The sequence below is a fragment of the Streptomyces sp. NBC_01214 genome (assembly GCF_026340975.1).
Taxonomy (GTDB): Bacteria; Actinomycetota; Actinomycetes; order Streptomycetales; family Streptomycetaceae; genus Streptomyces.
Genome location: NZ_JAPEOS010000002.1, coordinates 2,067,808 through 2,084,924, shown reverse-complemented (window position 1 = coordinate 2,084,924; position 17,117 = coordinate 2,067,808). Strand labels below are relative to the sequence as shown.

At 73.2% G+C, this 17,117-nt stretch carries 16 protein-coding genes; 2 read left to right on the top strand and 14 right to left on the bottom strand.

Features of this window, described 5'->3' with window-relative positions; translation table 11 throughout:
* Positions 1–2: 2 nt before the first annotated feature.
* The 11 genes from OG594_RS34165 to OG594_RS34115 form a co-directional block, all read right to left on the bottom strand.
* Positions 3–398 carry a hydrogenase maturation nickel metallochaperone HypA gene (locus OG594_RS34165; RefSeq protein WP_266606249.1) on the bottom strand — a complete coding sequence of 132 codons (396 nt, stop codon included), beginning with the start codon at positions 396–398 and terminating at the stop codon, positions 3–5.
* Between the two features lie 239 nt (positions 399–637).
* Positions 638–1,192, bottom strand: coding sequence for a hydrogenase maturation protease (locus OG594_RS34160; protein WP_266606248.1), 555 nt, complete (start codon positions 1,190–1,192; stop codon positions 638–640).
* A complete protein-coding gene (locus OG594_RS34155; RefSeq protein ID WP_266606247.1) occupies positions 1,189–2,613 on the bottom strand; it encodes a hypothetical protein in 1,425 nt (474 codons plus the stop codon). Before OG594_RS34155 ends, OG594_RS34160 begins: the two co-directional genes overlap by 4 nt.
* Positions 2,610–3,305 carry a DUF6084 family protein gene (locus OG594_RS34150; RefSeq protein ID WP_266606246.1) on the bottom strand — a complete coding sequence of 232 codons (696 nt, stop codon included), beginning with the start codon at positions 3,303–3,305 and terminating at the stop codon, positions 2,610–2,612. Before OG594_RS34150 ends, OG594_RS34155 begins: the two co-directional genes overlap by 4 nt.
* Positions 3,302–3,985, bottom strand: a complete 684-nt coding sequence (locus OG594_RS34145) for a DUF5947 family protein (RefSeq protein WP_266606245.1) — start codon at positions 3,983–3,985, stop codon at positions 3,302–3,304. Before OG594_RS34145 ends, OG594_RS34150 begins: the two co-directional genes overlap by 4 nt.
* Positions 3,982–4,506 (bottom strand): hypothetical protein, encoded by a 525-nt coding sequence (locus OG594_RS34140; RefSeq protein ID WP_266606244.1) that lies wholly within the window; start codon positions 4,504–4,506, stop codon positions 3,982–3,984. The genes OG594_RS34145 and OG594_RS34140 overlap by 4 nt, the downstream gene beginning before the upstream one ends.
* Positions 4,503–6,287, bottom strand: coding sequence for a nickel-dependent hydrogenase large subunit (locus OG594_RS34135; RefSeq protein ID WP_266606243.1), 1,785 nt, complete (start codon positions 6,285–6,287; stop codon positions 4,503–4,505). The genes OG594_RS34140 and OG594_RS34135 overlap by 4 nt, the downstream gene beginning before the upstream one ends.
* Before the next feature lie 80 nt (positions 6,288–6,367).
* Positions 6,368–7,423: a hydrogenase expression protein HypE gene (locus tag OG594_RS34130; RefSeq protein WP_266606242.1), complete on the bottom strand. Its 1,056-nt coding sequence runs from the start codon at positions 7,421–7,423 to the stop codon at positions 6,368–6,370.
* A gap of 71 nt (positions 7,424–7,494) precedes the next feature.
* Positions 7,495–9,237 (bottom strand): hydrogenase maturation protein, encoded by a 1,743-nt coding sequence (locus OG594_RS34125; protein ID WP_266606241.1) that lies wholly within the window; start codon positions 9,235–9,237, stop codon positions 7,495–7,497.
* A 383-nt stretch (positions 9,238–9,620) separates the two neighbouring features.
* A complete protein-coding gene (locus tag OG594_RS34120; protein WP_266606240.1) occupies positions 9,621–9,992 on the bottom strand; it encodes a hypothetical protein in 372 nt (123 codons plus the stop codon).
* 450 nt (positions 9,993–10,442) lie between these two features.
* Positions 10,443–10,946, bottom strand: a complete 504-nt coding sequence (locus OG594_RS34115) for a hypothetical protein (RefSeq protein ID WP_266606239.1) — start codon at positions 10,944–10,946, stop codon at positions 10,443–10,445.
* Between the two features lie 287 nt (positions 10,947–11,233).
* Here OG594_RS34115 and OG594_RS34110 point away from each other — a divergent pair, with 287 nt between their 5' ends.
* Positions 11,234–12,094 (top strand): alpha/beta fold hydrolase, encoded by an 861-nt coding sequence (locus OG594_RS34110; protein WP_266606238.1) that lies wholly within the window; start codon positions 11,234–11,236, stop codon positions 12,092–12,094.
* 15 nt (positions 12,095–12,109) lie between these two features.
* Here the strand turns inward: OG594_RS34110 and OG594_RS34105 are convergent, their stop codons facing one another.
* From OG594_RS34105 to OG594_RS34095, 3 genes are all read right to left on the bottom strand, one after another.
* Complete coding sequence (locus OG594_RS34105; protein WP_266606237.1) at positions 12,110–13,129, bottom strand: TolB-like translocation protein; 1,020 nt, start codon at positions 13,127–13,129, stop codon at positions 12,110–12,112.
* On the bottom strand, positions 13,126–14,580 hold the full coding sequence (locus OG594_RS34100) for an MFS transporter (protein ID WP_266606236.1): 1,455 nt from the start codon (positions 14,578–14,580) through the stop codon (positions 13,126–13,128). The genes OG594_RS34105 and OG594_RS34100 overlap by 4 nt, the downstream gene beginning before the upstream one ends.
* Positions 14,581–14,708: 128 nt before the next feature.
* Positions 14,709–15,593, bottom strand: a complete 885-nt coding sequence (locus tag OG594_RS34095; RefSeq protein ID WP_266606235.1) for a glycosyltransferase family 2 protein — start codon at positions 15,591–15,593, stop codon at positions 14,709–14,711.
* Positions 15,594–15,965: 372 nt separating this feature from the next.
* Between OG594_RS34095 and OG594_RS34090 the strand changes: the two genes are divergently transcribed.
* Positions 15,966–17,063, top strand: a complete 1,098-nt coding sequence (locus tag OG594_RS34090) for a Gfo/Idh/MocA family protein (protein WP_266606234.1) — start codon at positions 15,966–15,968, stop codon at positions 17,061–17,063.
* Positions 17,064–17,117 lie beyond the last annotated feature (54 nt).

Genomic DNA, 17,117 nt, shown 5'->3' with positions numbered 1-17,117 from the left:
GTTCAGGCCTCCTCGGGAATCGGTTCGCGGGTAGGTGCACCGGCGGGGCCGTCTTCCCAGCGCACGCTGAGGATCTCCAGCTCACGGCCCGAGAGCAGTTCCACGTCCGTGGCCCTGCCGCATCCGGGGCAGCACAGTTCGGGGGGCATGCCCACCGCCCAGGCGCCGGGGCAGGAGCCGCAGCGGGCGCGGGCCGTCACGGACTCCGTGACGAGTTCGGCGCCTTCGAGGACCGTGCCGGCGCAGGCCAGTTCGAAACAGAAGGCCAGGGCGTCGGGGACCACCCCCGCCAGCTCACCGACCCGCAGTCGTACGGAGGTGACGGCCTGTGCGCCGCCCGACCGGGCCGCCTCTTCCACCTGGCCCACGACGGCCATGGCGATCGACATCTCGTGCATCGGACTCCGTCCTGCCGGGGCTCATTGAACCGGCGGGACGGAGTCCGTGCGGTCGGGCACGCCGGTGCGCGGCGCGCCCCGTACGCCATTCGGGCGCCCGGGTGCGGACCCGCGCCCGTCGCCGCGCCCGCGGCGGTGTCACATCCGGCGCATGCGCAGGTAGCGCCGGAGGTCGGGGAGGATCTGCAGCAGGACGGCGGTGACGGCGACGGCCGCGGCCCCGCCGATGAAGGCCTTCTTCACGGTGTTCTCCTCAGTTCGCGGCCAGGCCGGTCGGTTTCGTCGTGGGTCCGGCCGTGGATCAGGTCCAGGGCCGTGCGTACGGCCTCCGGTACGGCGGCGGCCACGGGTACGCTCAGTCCGATGCCCTCCTCGATGCCGGCCGGTTCGCAGCCGAGCACCAGCGTGCGCCGCGGCGGGGTGGCTCCGGTCCCGGCGCACAGGGTGTCCAGCAGGGCGAGGACGGCGTCGGGGGACATGTGGTGGCCGTCGAGGACGGGCGGAGGCGGTGCCCCGGCGCCGGCCGGGCCCGCGCCCGGTCCCGCGCCGCCGTCGGCCTCGATCAGGTAGAGGGTGCCCGGCTCGCCGCCGCGTGCGGTGGCGTCGACCAGCAGGAGCGTGTCGTAGCCGTCGAGGAGCTGGTAGGCGAGGTGGACGCCGCGCACTCCAAAGTCCACCACCTCGACCCCGTCGGGCAGGGGGTGCTCGGCCAGCGCCCGTACGGTCTCGACGCCGAAGCCGTCGTCGCCGAGGAAGACGTTGCCGATGCCCGCGATCAGGACCCGCTCGTTCACGCGTCCTCCAGGGGGGTGACCTCGTCGGGCTGGAAGTAGAGGAACCGTCCCTGTTCCCGCCGGATGTCCGCGCCCGGGTCGTCCTCCACGGTGACGGCGAGGTGCACTCCCCCGTCGACGTCGTGCAGCACGGCCTCGACCAGGGCGGTACGGCCCTGGAGGAACAGGTCCTGGGCGTCGGTGCGGCGCAGTCCGGGGCGGAGCAGGACGCGGCTGCCGGGGCCCACCGCGGCGCCGTCGACCGTGACCCGGTCGCGGGCCGGGTCCGCGGTGTCCGCCCGGGCCGGGTCCCACCAGGGGGTGTCGGGCCGGAACACCACGTCCTCGGATGGGAGTTCCGTGAGCAGCGGCGGCTGCTCCGGGCCGGTGACCTCCCGCAGGGCGCGTACGGCGCCGTGCAGCCGCTCCAGCACTTCGGGGGGCATGGAGTCGGCGAGGTCGATCACGGCGGCCGCCCGGGGGTCGGTACCGCGGGCCTCGCGCTTCTCCTGCTCGGTCAGGGCGGCCGTGCGCAGCGCGAGGATCTCGTCGATCTCGGTGGCGTCGTACATGGCGCCCGCGCTCTCGGGGGCGATGGCCGGATGGTCCTCCAGGATGATCGGGGAGGACAGGACCACGTCGGCGCGGCCCGGTTCGCCCGCGAGCACCGGCCAGGTGTGGCGGTTCTCGCAGGCGGCCACCGCCTGCCTGGCCCATTCGGGCGGGTCGGTCATGGACAGGAACGATCCGCGGTCCAGGCCCAGCAGCAGGTGGGCGGCGACCAGCGAGTGGGGCAGGGCGGCCTCGCGGTCGGCGGGTCCGGACCCGGCGGGCGGGGTCCAGGGGCTGGTGTTCTCCACCACGGCCCGGAGCCGGAGCACCCGGTAGGCGCCGGGGAGTTCGGTGGCGTGCAGCCGCAGCACGCCCTCGATCTCCTCGGTGCGGCGCACCAGGCGGCCCACGCTGCGCCCGTCGGCGTCCAGGACGGGCTCGGGGTCGACGCGGGCGGGGCGGCGGAAGGGGAAGGTGACGCCGTTGTCGCCCAGCAGCTCGGCGACGGGGACGCTCACCGCCACCCGTTCCTCGGCGCCCTCGTCCCAGGGCACGAGGACCCGGTCGGCCAGGTGCAGTTCGGCGACCTCCGTGAAGGCGCCGTCGCCGGTGGCCCGCTGGACCGTACGCCGCTGCGCGTGCAGGAAGCGCAGTTCCAGGGCGAGGGTCGCCGTGCCCCGCGGTTCCATCAGGACCTCGGTCTGCTGGAAGACGTGCTCCTCGTGCGCGCGGCCCCAGGCCGGGGGCACGAGGACACCGAACTGCCAGCGCAGTCGGTTCTTCGCGGCCGAGGCCCGGTACGGGTAGAGCACGTACCCCTCCAGCAGGACCGCGTCGGCCACCTGCCGGGCGACCGCGAAGCGGGAGTCGGGGGTGGTCGTCGTGGTCACGGGGCCGCCCTCTCGGTGAGGCGCGGCAGGAGGGCGCCCAGCCGGACGGGCCCGGGCGGTTGCGGCGGGGCGGCCGCGTCGAGCAGGGCCCGTACGGTCGCCTCCCACGAGGCGAGGGCGTGGCGGGAGCGGAAGGCGAGCAGCTCGTCCATGGTGTCGCGGGGCAGCCGCAGCCAGCCGCAGCCGGGGAAGTGCTGTTCGACCATTTCGCGCCACACGGCCACGGGCATCCGGTACGCGGCTTCGCGGTCCCAGGGCACCGGCTCGACGCGGAATCCGGCGTCACCGGTGAAGGCGGTGCCGGAGAACAGCATCAGCAGCGGTACCTCGCCGTCCGTCAGGGCTTCGAAGTACCGGGTGGCGGCGATGTCCATGTCGTAGGTGCAGGGCACGACCAGATCGGTCTCGGTCTCCCCGGTGAAGCTCGGCACCATGACGGAGACCTGCGCGAACTGCACGGGCTGGAGGGTGTTGCCCCACCGGGAGCGTTCGCCGAACAGGTCCGCGAGCCCTTCCGCCTCGGCGGGGCCGTAGCCGCGCCGGGCCGGTTCGATGCGGATCTGGCAGCGCAGGGCGATGGCGTGCACCCGGGCGCCCCCGGCCGCGGTGATCCGCAGCCGGAAGACGAGGGTGGGACCGGCGGCGTACGCGTCGGCGCGCACCCCGGTACAGGTGAAGGCGAATTCCGTCATCGGATCCCGTCCTCGCCCTCGTCCTCGACCGCGGTCCGGGGCAGGGCCCTGGCCCGCCGTTCGACCTGCTCGAAGAAGGTCTTCAGGGCGGCCCGGGCCTCCGCCCCGCCGTCGAAGCCCTGCCACAGCAGCCGCATCCGCCCCACCAGCTCGTAGCAGATGTCGATCGGCACCAGGTAGCAGTCGGTGCGGTCCTGCGTGCGGCGCAGCAGCAGCGCCTCGACGTCGGGTTCGAGGAGCGCGGCCAGCCGGCCGCTGCCGAGCACGGTCTGCCAGGTCTCGGGGTCGAGTTCGCTCTCGGTGGCCCCGGCCGGACTCGGGTAGAGGGCGACCAGCCGGTCGAGGGCGGCATTGCGGAAGAAGAACGCGACGCCGACCGGGATCTGGAGGAGTTCCCACGCGCCGTCGTCGAGCCGGTGGTCGGGGTCGGTGAGGTAGCGGTCCGGTACGGCCCGTAGGCGTCCGGTGCCCGCGCCGGGCCGGTCGAACAGCAGGGCGCAGGCGGTGCACGCGCAGATCAGCGCGCGCTGTTCGGTCTGCACCAGGTGGCGGTGGCCGTCCGGGGACACGGCGACCCCGCACAGTTCGCAGGTCTCGGGCCGGGGCGGGCGCGGGCCCGCGAACCGGCGCAGCCCGCGCGGGGCGCGCGGGCCGTCGTGGAGGAGACCGGGCCCGCTCACGGCACCCGCGCCGGGCTCGGGGGCCGGGTGCCGATCTGCAGGAGGGCGGGGGCGGGGGCCGCGGCCGGCTCCCGCTCCACGCTCGTCACCTCGGGGGCGAAGCAGGCCAGGGTGTCCTCCAGCGTCCGCCCGGCGTCGCTGCCACCACCGGAGCCCGAGCCGCAGCCGGTGGCGGCGGCGGGGCGCAGCCGCAGGACGCCGGTGTCCGCGTCGAAGCCGAGCTGTTCCACCGGTTCGCCGTGGGCGGCCAGGGCGCGGTCGATGCGGGTGTGCACGTCCTCGGGGTGCAGGCCGTGCAGGGAGAGCAGGCTCGCCACGAGTTCGTCGTCGTGGACCGCCTTGAGCGGGCCCTCCCCGACCTTCTCGACGATCCGGGCGAGCCCGGCGCCGTAGAAGTCCATGAGGACGCGCACCAGTTCCTCGGCCGCCGCGCACGCCGCCCGGTCGCCGGTGGCGGCGAGCCGGTCGAGGACCTCCTCGACCCGGCGCCCGGCCCGGGGGCCGTCGATCGTGGCGCTCATCCGCCCAGTCCGCTCAGGCCGGTGGGCACGTGCATCGTCTTGACCGTCTTGCCGCCGCCGACGTACATGTGGACGCCGCAGGGCAGACAGGGGTCGAAGCTGCGGACCGCGCGCATGATGTCGATGCCCTTGAAGTTCTCCGGGGCGTTCTCCTCGAAGATCGGGGTGTTCTGCACGGCGTCCTCGTAGGGGCCGGGCGTGCCGTAGGTGTCGCGGGTGCTGGCGTTCCACGGGGTCGGCGGGTACGGGTGGTAGTTGGCGATCTTCCCGTCGCGGATCACCATGTGGTGCGACAGCACGCCCCGTACGGCCTCGGTGAAGCCGACGCCCAGCCCCTCGTCCGGGACCTCGAACTTCTCCCAGGTCTGGGTGCGGCCGGCGCGGACCTCGGCGAGGCCCTTCTCGGCGCAGTGCAGGGCGATGGCGGCCGCGTAGGCCTGGAAGTAGGTGCGCGCGCGGTTGCGTTCCAGCGCGTTGCTCCACTTCGGGATCTGCCACTCGAAGCGGGTCTCGGGCTTGGTCATCGTGCGCGGCAGGGTGATCACGACGCTGTGACCGGTGGCCTGTACGTAGTCGGTGTGGACCAGCCCCGACAGGGCGGTGGACCACAGGCGGGCGAGGGGGCCGCCGCCGGTGTCCAGGGGCAGGTGGTCCTTGCCGTCGAACCAGCGGGGGGACATGACCCAGCTGTACTTGTCGTCGAAGTTGCGCTTCTGCGGGGCCGGGATGGTGTGCTGGTTCCACGGGTGGCGCGGGTCGACCGGGTTGCCGAGCGGGTCGTGGGTGACGAACTGCTCCTGGCCCTGCCAGTCGTCGTAGTAGGAGCTGCCGAGCAGGATGCGGATGCCGAGGTTGATCTCGGTGAGGTCGTTGGTGACCAGTTTGCCGTCGACGATCACGCCCGGGGTGACGAACATCTTCCGTCCCCAGTCGGTCATGTTGGCGTACGTGAAGTCGCAGTACTCGGGGTCGTTGAGGGCGCCCCAGCAGCCGAGCAGGACGCGCCGGCGGCCGACCTCCTCGTACCCGGGCAGGGCCTCGTAGAAGAAGTCGAACAGGTCGTCGTGGAGGGGGACGACCTTCTTCATGAACTCGCAGTACCGCATGAGGCGGCTCATGTAGTCCGTGAAGAGCTGGACGGAGGCGATGGTGCCGACGCCGCCCGGGTAGAGGGTGGAGGGGTGCACGTGGCGGCCCTCCATCAGGCAGAACATCTCGCGCGTGTAGCGGGAGACCTGGAGCGCCTCGCGGTAGAACTCGCCCTCGATGGGGTTGAGGGAGCGCATGATGTCGGCGATGGTCTTGTAGCCGTGCTCCCCGGCGTGCGGGGCGGGCGTGCGCTCGGCGAGCTCCAGGACGCCCGGGTTGGTCTCGCGGACCATCTTCTCGCAGTAGTCGACCCCGACCAGGTTCTCCTGGAAGATGTTGTGGTCGAACATGTACTCCGCGGACTCGCCCAGGTTGATGATCCACTCGGCGAGGTGCGGCGGCTTCACCCCGTAGGCCATGTTCTGCGCGTACACCGAGCAGGTGGCGTGGTTGTCACCGCAGATGCCGCAGATGCGGCTGGTGATGAAGTGCGCGTCGCGGGGGTCCTTGCCGCGCATGAAGACGCTGTAGCCGCGGAAGACCGACGAGGTGCTGTAGCACTCCGCGACCCGCTTCTGCTTGAAGTCGATCTTCGTGTGGATGCCGAGACTGCCCACGATCCGGGTGATCGGATCCCAGGCCATCTCCACCAGGCCGCTGCCGTCTGCGGCCGCCTTCGTCTGCGGTGTCATCGTTTCTGCCGTGACCCTTCTTCGGTGCGGAGAGCGGGAGTTGGGGGGGGTGCTTCCGTGGGACTGGGGCCCGGGGACCGTCACCAGGGCGGGCGGTAGCCCGTGGTCAGGCTGCGGCCGGTCTGCCTCCACTTCGGTTCCTCGTCCACGGTGTGGGCGGTCACCGACCGGAGCCTGCGGATCAGCGCGCCGTACGCACCGCTGGCCGCCACGGACACCCTGGCGCCGGGGGGTTCGTCCATGAAGGGCATGAACTTGTCGGGGAAGCCGGGCATCGTGCAGGCGATGCAGATGCCGCCGACGTTCGGGCAGCCGCCGATGCCGTTCATCCAGCCGCGCTTGGGGACGTTGCACTTGACGACCGGGCCCCAGCAGCCGAGCTTGACCAGGCAGCGCGGGGAGTCGTAGGTCTCGGCGAACTCGCCCTGCTCGTAGTAGCCGGCGCGGTCGCAGCCCTCGTGGACGGTGGCCCCGAACAGCCAGGTCGGGCGCAGCTTGTCGTCGAGGGGGATCATCGGGGCGGAGCCGGCCGCCTGGTAGAGCAGGTAGGTCAGGGTCTCCGAGAAGTTGTCCGGCTGGATCGGACAGCCCGGCACGCACACGATCGGGATGCCGGCCTTCGAGGTCCAGTCCCAGCCCAGGTAGTCGGGCACGCCCATGGCACCCGTCGGGTTGCCCTCCATGGCGTGGATGCCGCCGTACGTGGCGCAGGTGCCGATGGCCACGACGGCGAGGGCCTTGGGGGCGAGCCGGTCGATCCACTCGCTGGTGGTGATGGGCTGACCGGTCTCCGGGTCGTCGCCGAAGCCGCACCAGTAGCCCTCGGGCTTGATCTTCTCGTTCGGGATCGACCCCTCGACCACCAGGACGAAGGGATCGATCTCGCCGCGCTCGCCCTTGAAGAACCACTCGATGAACGTGTCGGCGCCGCCGACCGGGCCGCATTCGAAGTCGATCAGCGGCCAGTGCACGGCGATCTTCGGCAGACCGGGCAGGACCCCGGTGACGATCTCCTCGATGCTCGGCTGCATCGCCGCCGTCAGGGACACGGAGTCGCCGTCGCAGCTCAAGCCCGCGTTGATCCAGAGGATGTGGATCAGCGGGTCCTCGACCGGGTCCTTAGTCGCAGTGGCCATGGGACGGCTCCTCGGGGAGGTGATCGGGAAGGGGCGCGGGGAGGCGGCCTGCCTCGCCCACACCTTTCTTGCTAACAGCAGTCCGGGGCGGGCGCCGCGTCAGGTGCGGCCAGTCCAGTGACGGCGCGCGGCCTGACGGCCGACCCGCTCAGGTGGAACGGCGTGGCGGCCGGGCGCTCCTTGCGGACGAAGGCGCGGCGCAGGGCGTGGTAGGGGGCGTCGGGGTCGAAGAAGGTCCGCCGCATCAGGGCCAGCTCGGCCCGGCGGTGGTCGGCCAGCGGCCGCTGCGCCTCGTCGCGCTCGCGCGCGGCCTTCTTCGCGGCGATCCGGGAAGCGGTGGCGGGCAGGGCGGCGAGGCGCAGCGCGAGGCCCTGCGCCTCGCGGGCGAAGTCCCCGGGCGGGCAGGGGACCGTACGGTCGACCAGTCCGAGCCCCTGGGCTGCGGCGGCGCTCAGCGGGAGGGCCTCGGTGGTGAGGCGGTCCGCGAGTGCGGGGCCGACGCGGCGGGGCAGGGTGTACGTCCAGTACTCGGAGCCGTGCAGGCCCATCAGGCGGTAGTGCGGGTTCAGGACGACGCCCGAGCGGCACCAGACCTCGTCGGCGGCGAGGGCGAGCATGGCTCCGCCGGCGGCGGCGTTGCCGCCCAGCGCGCTGACCACGAGCCGGTCGGTGGTGGTCAGCACCGCCTCGACCAGGTCGTTCATGGCGTTGATGTTGGCCCAGGACTCCTCGGCCGGATCGGTCGCGGCATCGATGACGCCGAGGTGGATGCCGTTGGAGAAGAAGTCACGGCCGCCGCCGAGGACCAGGACGCTGGTGGGGCGGGTGAGGGCCGCCCGGTACGCGTCCAGCAGGCGGCGGCAGTGCGCGGTGCTCATGGCGCCGCCGGGGAAGGAGAACGACAGGAATCCGGCTTGGCCCTCCTCGTCGTAGCCGATGTCGGACCAGTTGCTCCGGCGGGGTCCGCAGGGCGGCGGCGCGGGGACCTCGGGGAGCGGGGGCAGCCGGTCCCCGAGCGCGAGCGTGGCGGGCAGCTTGGGGGCGGCCGGGCCGCCCGGCCGGCGGCGCGGGCGCAGTTCCGGGATCCAGACGGCCCCGTCGGCCGTGGCCCGGCAGAGCGCCCCGGTCCGGGTGGCCAGCAGCGCGCCGGGGCGGCCGCGCAGGTGCTCCTCGCGGTGCCCCCCGTGCAGGTACCACTCGCCGCCGAGCAGGTCGTCGCGTACGCCGGGCTGCGAGTCGGCGGCGCGCAGCACGCGCAGGACGTCCTCGGTGGTGTCGTGCTCCCAGTCGATCCGGCGGTCGTCCTGGCGCAGCAGTGGCCGGGCGCGGCCGCTCGTCTGGGGCTGCGGGGCGTACGTGCCGGAGGCGAACCGTTCCACCGCGAGCAGGACGGCCTCCAGCGCGGCGTCGGCGATCTCGCCGCGGTAGAGGTCGCTCTTGCCGACCGGCGGCAGGGGGCACGCGACGCTCGCCCAGACGTCGCCGGCGTCCATCTCCGCGTTGGCTTGCAGGACCGTCACCCCCCATCGGGGCTCGCCGTCCTGGACGGCCCGGTCGAGGGAGGACGGGCCGCGGTCGCCGACCGGACCCGGGTGGACGACCAGGCAGGTGTGGGCGGCCCAGACCTCCTCGGGGATGGCGGTGCGCAGCATCGGGGCGATCACGAGGTCGGGGCGGTGGCTGCGTACGGCGTCGGCCAGGGCGGCGCCGGGGAGGGCGAGTTCGACCGCGACGTGGTGGCCGTGGTCGCGCAGCTCGGCGTGGACTCGCTGGGTGAGGCTGTTGAACGCGCTCGCCACGAGCAGGACGTACACGTGATCTCCCAGCGGCGGCCCGGAGCCGCGCGTGCGCGGTGCCCGGCCTGGTCGGCGGCCTGGCCGGAAGATGACCGGCCGCCTGAGATGGTCGGGGAGTTCGGGGCGCCCCCGGCCGAGCCCCGCGCGACGGGTCACTCGAAAGCGCCCGTTCCGGGGTCCGCTCGGCCCAAGGAGGCGCCGGCTAGGACCTAGGTCGTCTCTTTCGGATCGTGTCGGCCGAGCCCGCGGCGTCCGGTGCCATGGGGTCTCCCCAGGCCCGCAGGGCCGAGGGGAAGCATCGCAAGGCGGAGGTGCGCACCTGGACGTACTCGGGCGCCCCGACAACGCGGCGAGGTGCGGTGCCGGGCGTCGCGGGCCCGGCAAGTTCCGAAAGAGACGGCCTAGTCGCCGTCCTCGATGCCGATGGCCTCGGCCAGCTCCCGCTGCGCGCGGCCCGGCTCGCCCTCGTACTGCTCCAGGAGGGCGGCGGCGATGGCGTCGAGTTTGCGCTGGATGGCGTGCTCGGCCCGGCGTTCGGAGTTCTTCAGCAGGGCCAGGAGCAGCAGGGCGACGGCGCCCATGGCGTCGCCGAACAGGTGCTGCCAGCTCACGTCCAGGTGGGCGAGGTGGGCCGCGACGAATCCGGCCACCAGCAGGACGCAGAACACGGAGAAGGCGGGCGAGCTGGTGAAGTTCGAGGCCAGCTCCGCCAGCTTCTCGAAGGGTCCGAGCCGCCCCTGGCCGCCCTTCTTCGCGGGATGTTCGAAGGCCATGCCCTGCACGTGCCCGCTCGGACCGCATCCCATCCCCTCCGGGCCGTTCGAGCACCCGACCGGCCCTGTGGGGAACGGGCCGGCCCGTCGCAGGTGCAGGATGCGCAACCGGTAGGTCGACCTGTTCCGCCGACGCTCCGGTGGAGGAGACGCCCGCGTACCGGGACGGCCGGGACATGGGCATCGCGCTGCATGAAGAAGGTGGCTGGCCGGGCGCCGACCTGTCCGAGGCAAAGGAGCCGTGCCGCTTCCCCGCTCGGACCGACGGGCTCGAAGGCGCAGAGGCGGACGCCTACATCGCTGGTTGTGTGGACGGGCCCCTCGCGCACTGATCGGCGCCGACGCCGGGCGGCCGGGCGTCGACGAACCCTGCGCCCGCCGAGCCACGGGAGCCGAACCGTCTCCCGGACGCGGTCCGCAACGGCACGGGCCGCGACCGGCCCCGGGCGGTCAGCCCGGCGGTACGGGGGCCCACAGGCTGACGCTCCACACGTCCCCGTGCCCGGCGTGGTAGCCCCGCTCCTCCTCCGCGTCGTCCACGACGATCACCGAGACGTGGGACGCCGCAGCCCGGTACTCCAGGAAGCCGCCCTGGTCGCCGACCTCGAGCTCCGGGGCTCCTGGAACGCGCGCGAGCTCGTCGCGCACGTCCTCCCAGGCGACGTACCGGGGGAACTCGACCCCCGTGGTCCGGGCCCATCCCTCCGCCATGTCCGGGCCGGACGCGAGCCGGTGCAGTTCGATGGAGCCGCCAGACATCACCCACTCGTCGCCGGGGTTGAAGTAGAACTCGACGAATCCGTAGTCGCGGCGCAGCGACTCGCCCTCCTCGTCGACCACGTCGACGAAGCGGTGGCGGACGGCCCGGTCGACCTCGCCGAGGGTGGAGCCGATGCCGATCCCGTGCAGACGGCCGGTCCTCAGGAACGAGGCGAGGAATTCGATGCCGGTCACGGCCGCCGGTTCTCCCATGTGTCGATCAGGGGCTTGCACGGGCCCGGAACGGTTCTTCGGGTCGGCCCCTCGAGCCGCAGGCCCCGAAGCGGCGCCTCCGCAGCCACCCGTCCGTGGCGAGGAGGGCGACCTCCGGCTGGTAGTCGGTCAGCGGGAAGTCGAGGAGCACTTCCGGAGGTACGTCCGGACCATACTGCCACCGTCCGGCGGCCGACAGGCCGGGGCCGGAAACCGTTGGGCGTCGTCCGCGATGTGCGCAGGATGGCCACGAGCGAGGGAGGTCGGTCATGTCATCCGCCGAAGTGACCACGGAGACGGTGCGCTCCGCGGACGGGGCCACGGTCCGGGTCCGGTTCCACCGGAGGCCCGACGATCCGTCGGCACCCGTGCTGGTGTGCATGCCCGCCATGGGCACCAGGGCCGTCTCCTACACCCCCCTGGCAGAGGCCCTCGTCGAGGCGGGGTTCCAGGTGGCCCTCGGGGAGTTGCGGGGCCAGGGCACGAGCTCGGTCCAGGTGCGGCGCGGGGTGCGCTACGGCTACCACGAGATGGTGGCGTACGACTGTCCCGCGCTCTTCCGGGCGGTCGCGGCCGCGTTCCCCGGGGCGCCGCGCCACCTGCTCGGGCACAGCCTCGGCGGGCAGCTCGGCGTGCTCTACCTCAGCCAGGAGCCGCACATGGCCGCGGGCGCGATCCTGGTCGGCGCCCCGTCCTGCCACTACCGCGGCTGGCCCTTCCCGCAGAACCTGGGCATGCTCGCCGGGTTCCAGCTCGCCGCCGCCTTCGCTTCCGCGTACGGGTACTTCCCCGGCCGCCGCCTGGGGGTGCTGGGGAACGACTCCGCGCAGGTCCTGCGGGACATGGCCACCCAGGTCCGGACGGGCCGCTACGACGTGCCGTCCTCACCGGTGGACTTCGAGCCCCGGCTGGCCACGATGGACCTGCCGGTGCTGGCGGTGGCCATCGAGGGCGACCCCATGGCACCGACCGGTGGGGTGCGGGGGCTCTGCGACAAGCTCACGAGCGCGCGGGTGACGTACGAGGAGCTCGCACTCGGCGAAGGGGCGCCGGGCGGCCGCCACTACGGCTGGATCCGCGACAGCGCCGTACTCGTCGACCGGGTACGGGACTTCGTGGACCGGGCCTGACACACCTCAGCGGTGTCAGCCGAGCCGGGCCGGGGAGGAGGCTCCGGGGGCCAGCAGCCGCGGGGTGCCGCTGCCGTCGGCGGGCACGGTCCACAGGTCCGTGCTGTCGGCGGCGCCGTCGGTGGGCAGGGCGTAGGCGAGCGTACGGTCGTCGAGCCACGCGGCCTGGTCGTCCACGCTGCGCTTCTCCGCGAGCGCGTGGTCGCGCAGCGTCCCGAGGTCCATCACGTGCTCGCGCCACAGTGAGGCGCCGGCCCGGACCCGCTTCTTGTACGCGATGCGCGTCTCGTCCGGGGACAGGGAGGGGCATTCGACGTTCTTGACCAGGGTTTTGACGCTGCGCCCCGAGATCGATCCCTTGACCAGGTGGGTCTCGCCGCCGGTGGAGACGGTGGCGTAGAAGGTGTCGTCGTCCTTGGAGAAGGTGACCCCCCAGAAGTTGACGTCCTGGGCGCGGTGCTCCCGGCCGTCCATGTCGATGGCGAACTCCTCCAGGTTCGCCTCCAGCTTCCAGGTGCGGGTGTCCACGATCGCGGTACGGGTGGAGAAGAACGCGGCGCCGTAGGACTCGCCGGAGACGAAGACGGTCCAGGCGGCGAACCGGCCGCTGGGCGAGACGCGGGCCCGGCTCGGGGTGCCCGCGAGGGGGAAGCTGCGCAGCGTGCGCAGTTCGGCGTCGACGATCAGGGCCTTGTTGTCCTGGGCGAGCGCGCCGGGCGTGGAGCGCAGGCACACGCCGGTGCCCGCGGCGGCGTAGAAGCGCTGGCAGCCCAGTTCGGAGGCGGTGCGCGCGGACTCGGGTGCGTCGGCCGGGACCGAGGCGAGGGTTCCGCGGTGCGGTCCCTGCCCGCCGTTGAGGAAGGTCAGGGAGCCGGGCCGGTCGAGCGTGACGGTCCCGGCGGCGATCGTCGGTCCGCCCGCCGACGGTTCGTCGTCGCGGGTGGCGGAGCGCAGCACCAGCGCGACGGCGAGGCCCCCGAGCAGCAGCACCGCCACCGCGAGGACGAGCAGGCGGCGTGAGTTCGACAGCGTCATCTGGGGGGCCTCACGGGCTTCGGGTTCGACTTCGGGTTCGGGTCCGGGTCCGGGTCCAGGTCCGGGTCCGGTTCGGGTCCGGTGTCCCGGGGCGCTGCCGGGCGCAGGACGAAGCCGGCGACGGCGGCGCAGCACAGCAGGCCGACCGCGGCGGCGGCCAGCGCCGGGCCGGTGCCCCAGAGCGTCCAGGCGGCGCCGAAGGCCAGCGAGCAGCCGAAGCGGGCCAGCGCCTGGCCGGTGCCGACCAGGGCCATGCCGGTGGCGCGCAGCTCGCCGGGGACGGTGGCGGCGACGGCGGCGGGCAGCACGCCGTCGGTGGCGGCGTAGAACATGCCGTGCAGGGCGAGGACGAGGTAGGGCAGCGCGGGCCAGGCGGGGGCCCACAGCAGCAGCCCGTAGCCGGCCAGCAGGAGGGCGTGGCCGACGAGGAAGACGGTGCGCCGGCCGATCCGGTCGGCGAGGGCTCCGGCGGGCACGGCGAGCAGCAGGAACACGGCGGCGGTGCCCAGCGGCATGAGCGGGAACCACTGGTCGCCGATGCCGGTGCGGCGTTGCAGGAGCAGGTAGACGAAGGCGTCGCTGACGGTGGTCAGGCCCAGCAGGACGGCGCAGACGGCCAGGTTGCGCAGGCGGGGCAGGCGCAGCAGGCCGAGCGCGTCGCGCAGGCGTACGGGGGCCGGCCGGTCCGCGCCGGGGACGGCGGCGGCTTCTGCGGTGGCAGGAGCGGCGGCCGGGGCCTTGGCGGTGGCCTTGGCGGGGGCCGTGGCGGGGGCCTTGGCGGGGGCTCCGCCGGACGGCCCGGGCCGGATGTCGCCGCCGGACGGGACGAACAGCATGAGCACCACGACACCGAGTACGGCGACGCAGGCGCTGACGCCGAAGACGGCGTCGTAACCGTCGACCGTCAGGCTCAGGATGAAGAAGGCGGCGAGCGGGCCGAGCAGCGCCCCGGTGGTGTCCATCGCCCGGTGCACGCCGAAGGCGCGCCCTTGTAACTCGGGCGGTGTGGACAGGGAGATCAGCGCGTCGCGCGGGGCGGTGCGCAGTCCCTTGCCGGTGCGTTCCAGCGTGAGGATCACGCTGATCGGGCCCAGGCTGTGGGCGAACAGGAGCAGCGGTTTGCACAGGGCCGACAGGCCGTAGCCGATGCCGGCGATCAACTTGTGGTTGCGGACCCGGTCGGCGAGGTGGCCGCCGGTCAGCTGCACGAGGGCGCTGACCCCGTTGTAGACGCCGTCGAGCGCCCCGAAGCCGAGGGGGCTCAGGCCCAGACCGGCGATCAGGTACAGGGGCAGGACGGCGGTGACCATCTCGGAGGAGATGTCGGTGATCATGCTGACCGCGCCCAGGGCGAGGACGGTCGAGGCGACCGCGGGAGCCCGGACGGGTCCCCGCTCCGCAGCGGTCTTCGCACCCTCGGGCGCGGGCGCGGAGCGGTCCGCGAGGTACATGCTCTGGCGCTCCCGATGCCGACGGATTGAGTTCACTCGAACGTGCGAGTGGAACCCTAATGGTTGTACGGGCCAACGGTGCGGCGTACGAACAGATTCGGCCGTACGCCCGCGCATCGGCCGGGGGTTCAGCCCTCCCGGCTGCTCTCGTCCCGCAGCCAGGTGGAGAAGTCCTGGTCGCGGATGGCCTTGCGGGAGCCCCGGCGGGCGGCGAGCGCGGCCACCACGAACACCACCACCCCCGGCAGCAGCGCCGGTTGGGCGCGCAGCAGGGCGCGCAGATCGGCCGTGCCGGTGCGCGCGGTCTGCTCCGACACCTGCTCGGGTGCCGCCCCCGGCGCCCCACCCCGTCGCGCCGCCTGGAAGCGCTCGAACTCGGCGGAGGAGGTCGCCGCGCGGACCCGCCGCCTGATCAGGTCGGACCAGGTGCGCGGCGGACGGACGACCACCCGGGCCTCCTCGACCACGCGCCGCTCCCCGGGCCCGAAGGCGAGGGACGCGGCCAGGTCGTCGGCCATCAGCGGGGGCAGCGCGGCGATCCGCGCGTGCCCCGCCTCGGTCACGGCGATGACCCCCCGGCCGAAGAGCCCCTCGCGGACGGCGGGCAGCCGTTGCCACACCCGGTAGTACGCCCGCACCGGCCAGGCGCAGCCGCCCAGCGGGACCTCCCGGCCGGGGGCTGCGGCGAGCAGCCCCGGGCTCCGGTCCAGGGCGTCCACCAGGGCCCCCACGTCGGCGGCCCCGACGACGACGTCGGCGTCCACGTACAGCCGGGGGAAGCTCCGCGCGTGCTCGTCGCCGACCCGGAGCGCCCGGTGTTTGGAGGGGGTCGGGATCTCGACCACCCGTACGCGGTCGCCGCGCTCGCCCGCCACGCGGGCGGTGTCGTCCGTACAGCCGTTGCACACCACGACGATGTCGGGCGCGGACACCGAGGTGTCGGCCAGGAGCGCGTCGAGGAGGCGGCCGATGACCCGGCCTTCGTTGTGGGCCGGTATCACGATGCTGGTCACCCGGGCAGTATGCACCGTCGAACACCCGCTCCAGGCGATTACGTCAACTCTGCCCGGGGGTACGCCCGGTGGACTAGATTGAGCGGCGCCGACCGGATTCGGCACGCTTCGGCGGAGCCGGTGTCCGGCAGCGGGCATAGGCGGTAAGCGGTACGGGTTCGGCTGCTCGTGGGGAACGGGCGGTCGGGCCGGGGGGCGAAGCACGCGGATCACGTAGGGCATCGGTTGTGGGGGGCCATCACCGTTGAGCAGGTCACGCACCGGACGCGCAGGCGTCCGGGCTGCCGTCGACGGCATCTCCCTCCATCACACGCGTCCCGGCCATGAGTTGGCGACACGCCGCCCGGCGTGCGCGGAAGGAAGGGAAACGCAGTGAAGGACACCGCGAAGGACGCGGGGCAGGCCGCGCGCGCCACCGGCAAGGGGTCCGCCCCCTTAGGCGTCGCCGTGGTCGGTGCGGGCTACTGGGGCCCCAATCTCGTCCGCAACTTCCAGTCCAGTGACCAGTTCCGGCTGCGCTGGCTCTGCGACCTGAACGTGGACCGGGCCCGGCAGGTGCTCGGCGCGTACTCCACCGTCCAGGCGACCGGCGACTACGAGGCGGTGCTCGCCGACCCGGAGGTCCACGCGGTCGCCGTGGCCACTCCGGCGGGAACGCACCTCGACGTCGCACTGGCCGCGCTGCGGGCCGGAAAGCACGTCCTCGTGGAGAAGCCCCTCGCCGCCACGTACGAGGACGGCCTGCGGCTGGTGAACGAGGCCGAGGAGCGCGGTCTCACGCTGATGTGCGACCACACCTACTGCTACACCCCGGCGGTGGGCCGGATACGCGAGATGGTCCGCTCCGGCGAACTCGGCGAGATCCACTACGTGGACTCGGTACGGATCAACCTGGGGCTCGTCCAGAAGGACATCGACGTCCTGTGGGACCTGGCCCCCCACGACCTGTCCGTCCTGGACTTCATCCTCCCGGACCACGTGCAGCCGATCGCCGTCGCCGCGCACGGAGCCGATCCCATCGGGGCCGGCCAGTCCTGCGTGGCCTATCTGACCCTCCAGCTGAGCACCGGCGCCATCGCGCACGTCCACGTCAACTGGCTCTCCCCGACCAAGGTGCGCACCACCATGGTCGGCGGGTCCAAGCGCACGCTGGTGTGGGACGACCTCAACCCCACCCAGCGCGTAGCGGTGTTCGACCGCGGAGTGGACCTGAGCGCCCCGCAGGAGATCGGCGCGGACGAGCGCCGGGACATGCTCGTCTCCTACCGGACCGGCGACATGGTGGCGCCCGCGATCGGCGAGAAGGAGGCCCTGCGCAGCATGGTCGAGGAGTTCGCCACGTCCATCAGGACGGGACGGCCGCCGCTGACGGACGGCCGGGCGGGACTGAAGGTGCTGGACATTCTGGAAGCCGCCTCCCGGAGCCTGGAGTTCCGCGGAGCGGTCGTCGGACTGCGCACCGGGCGTTGACCGTCCGCAGTCCGATCACGTGCAAGACCACGACCGAAGATTCAGTGGGGGCAG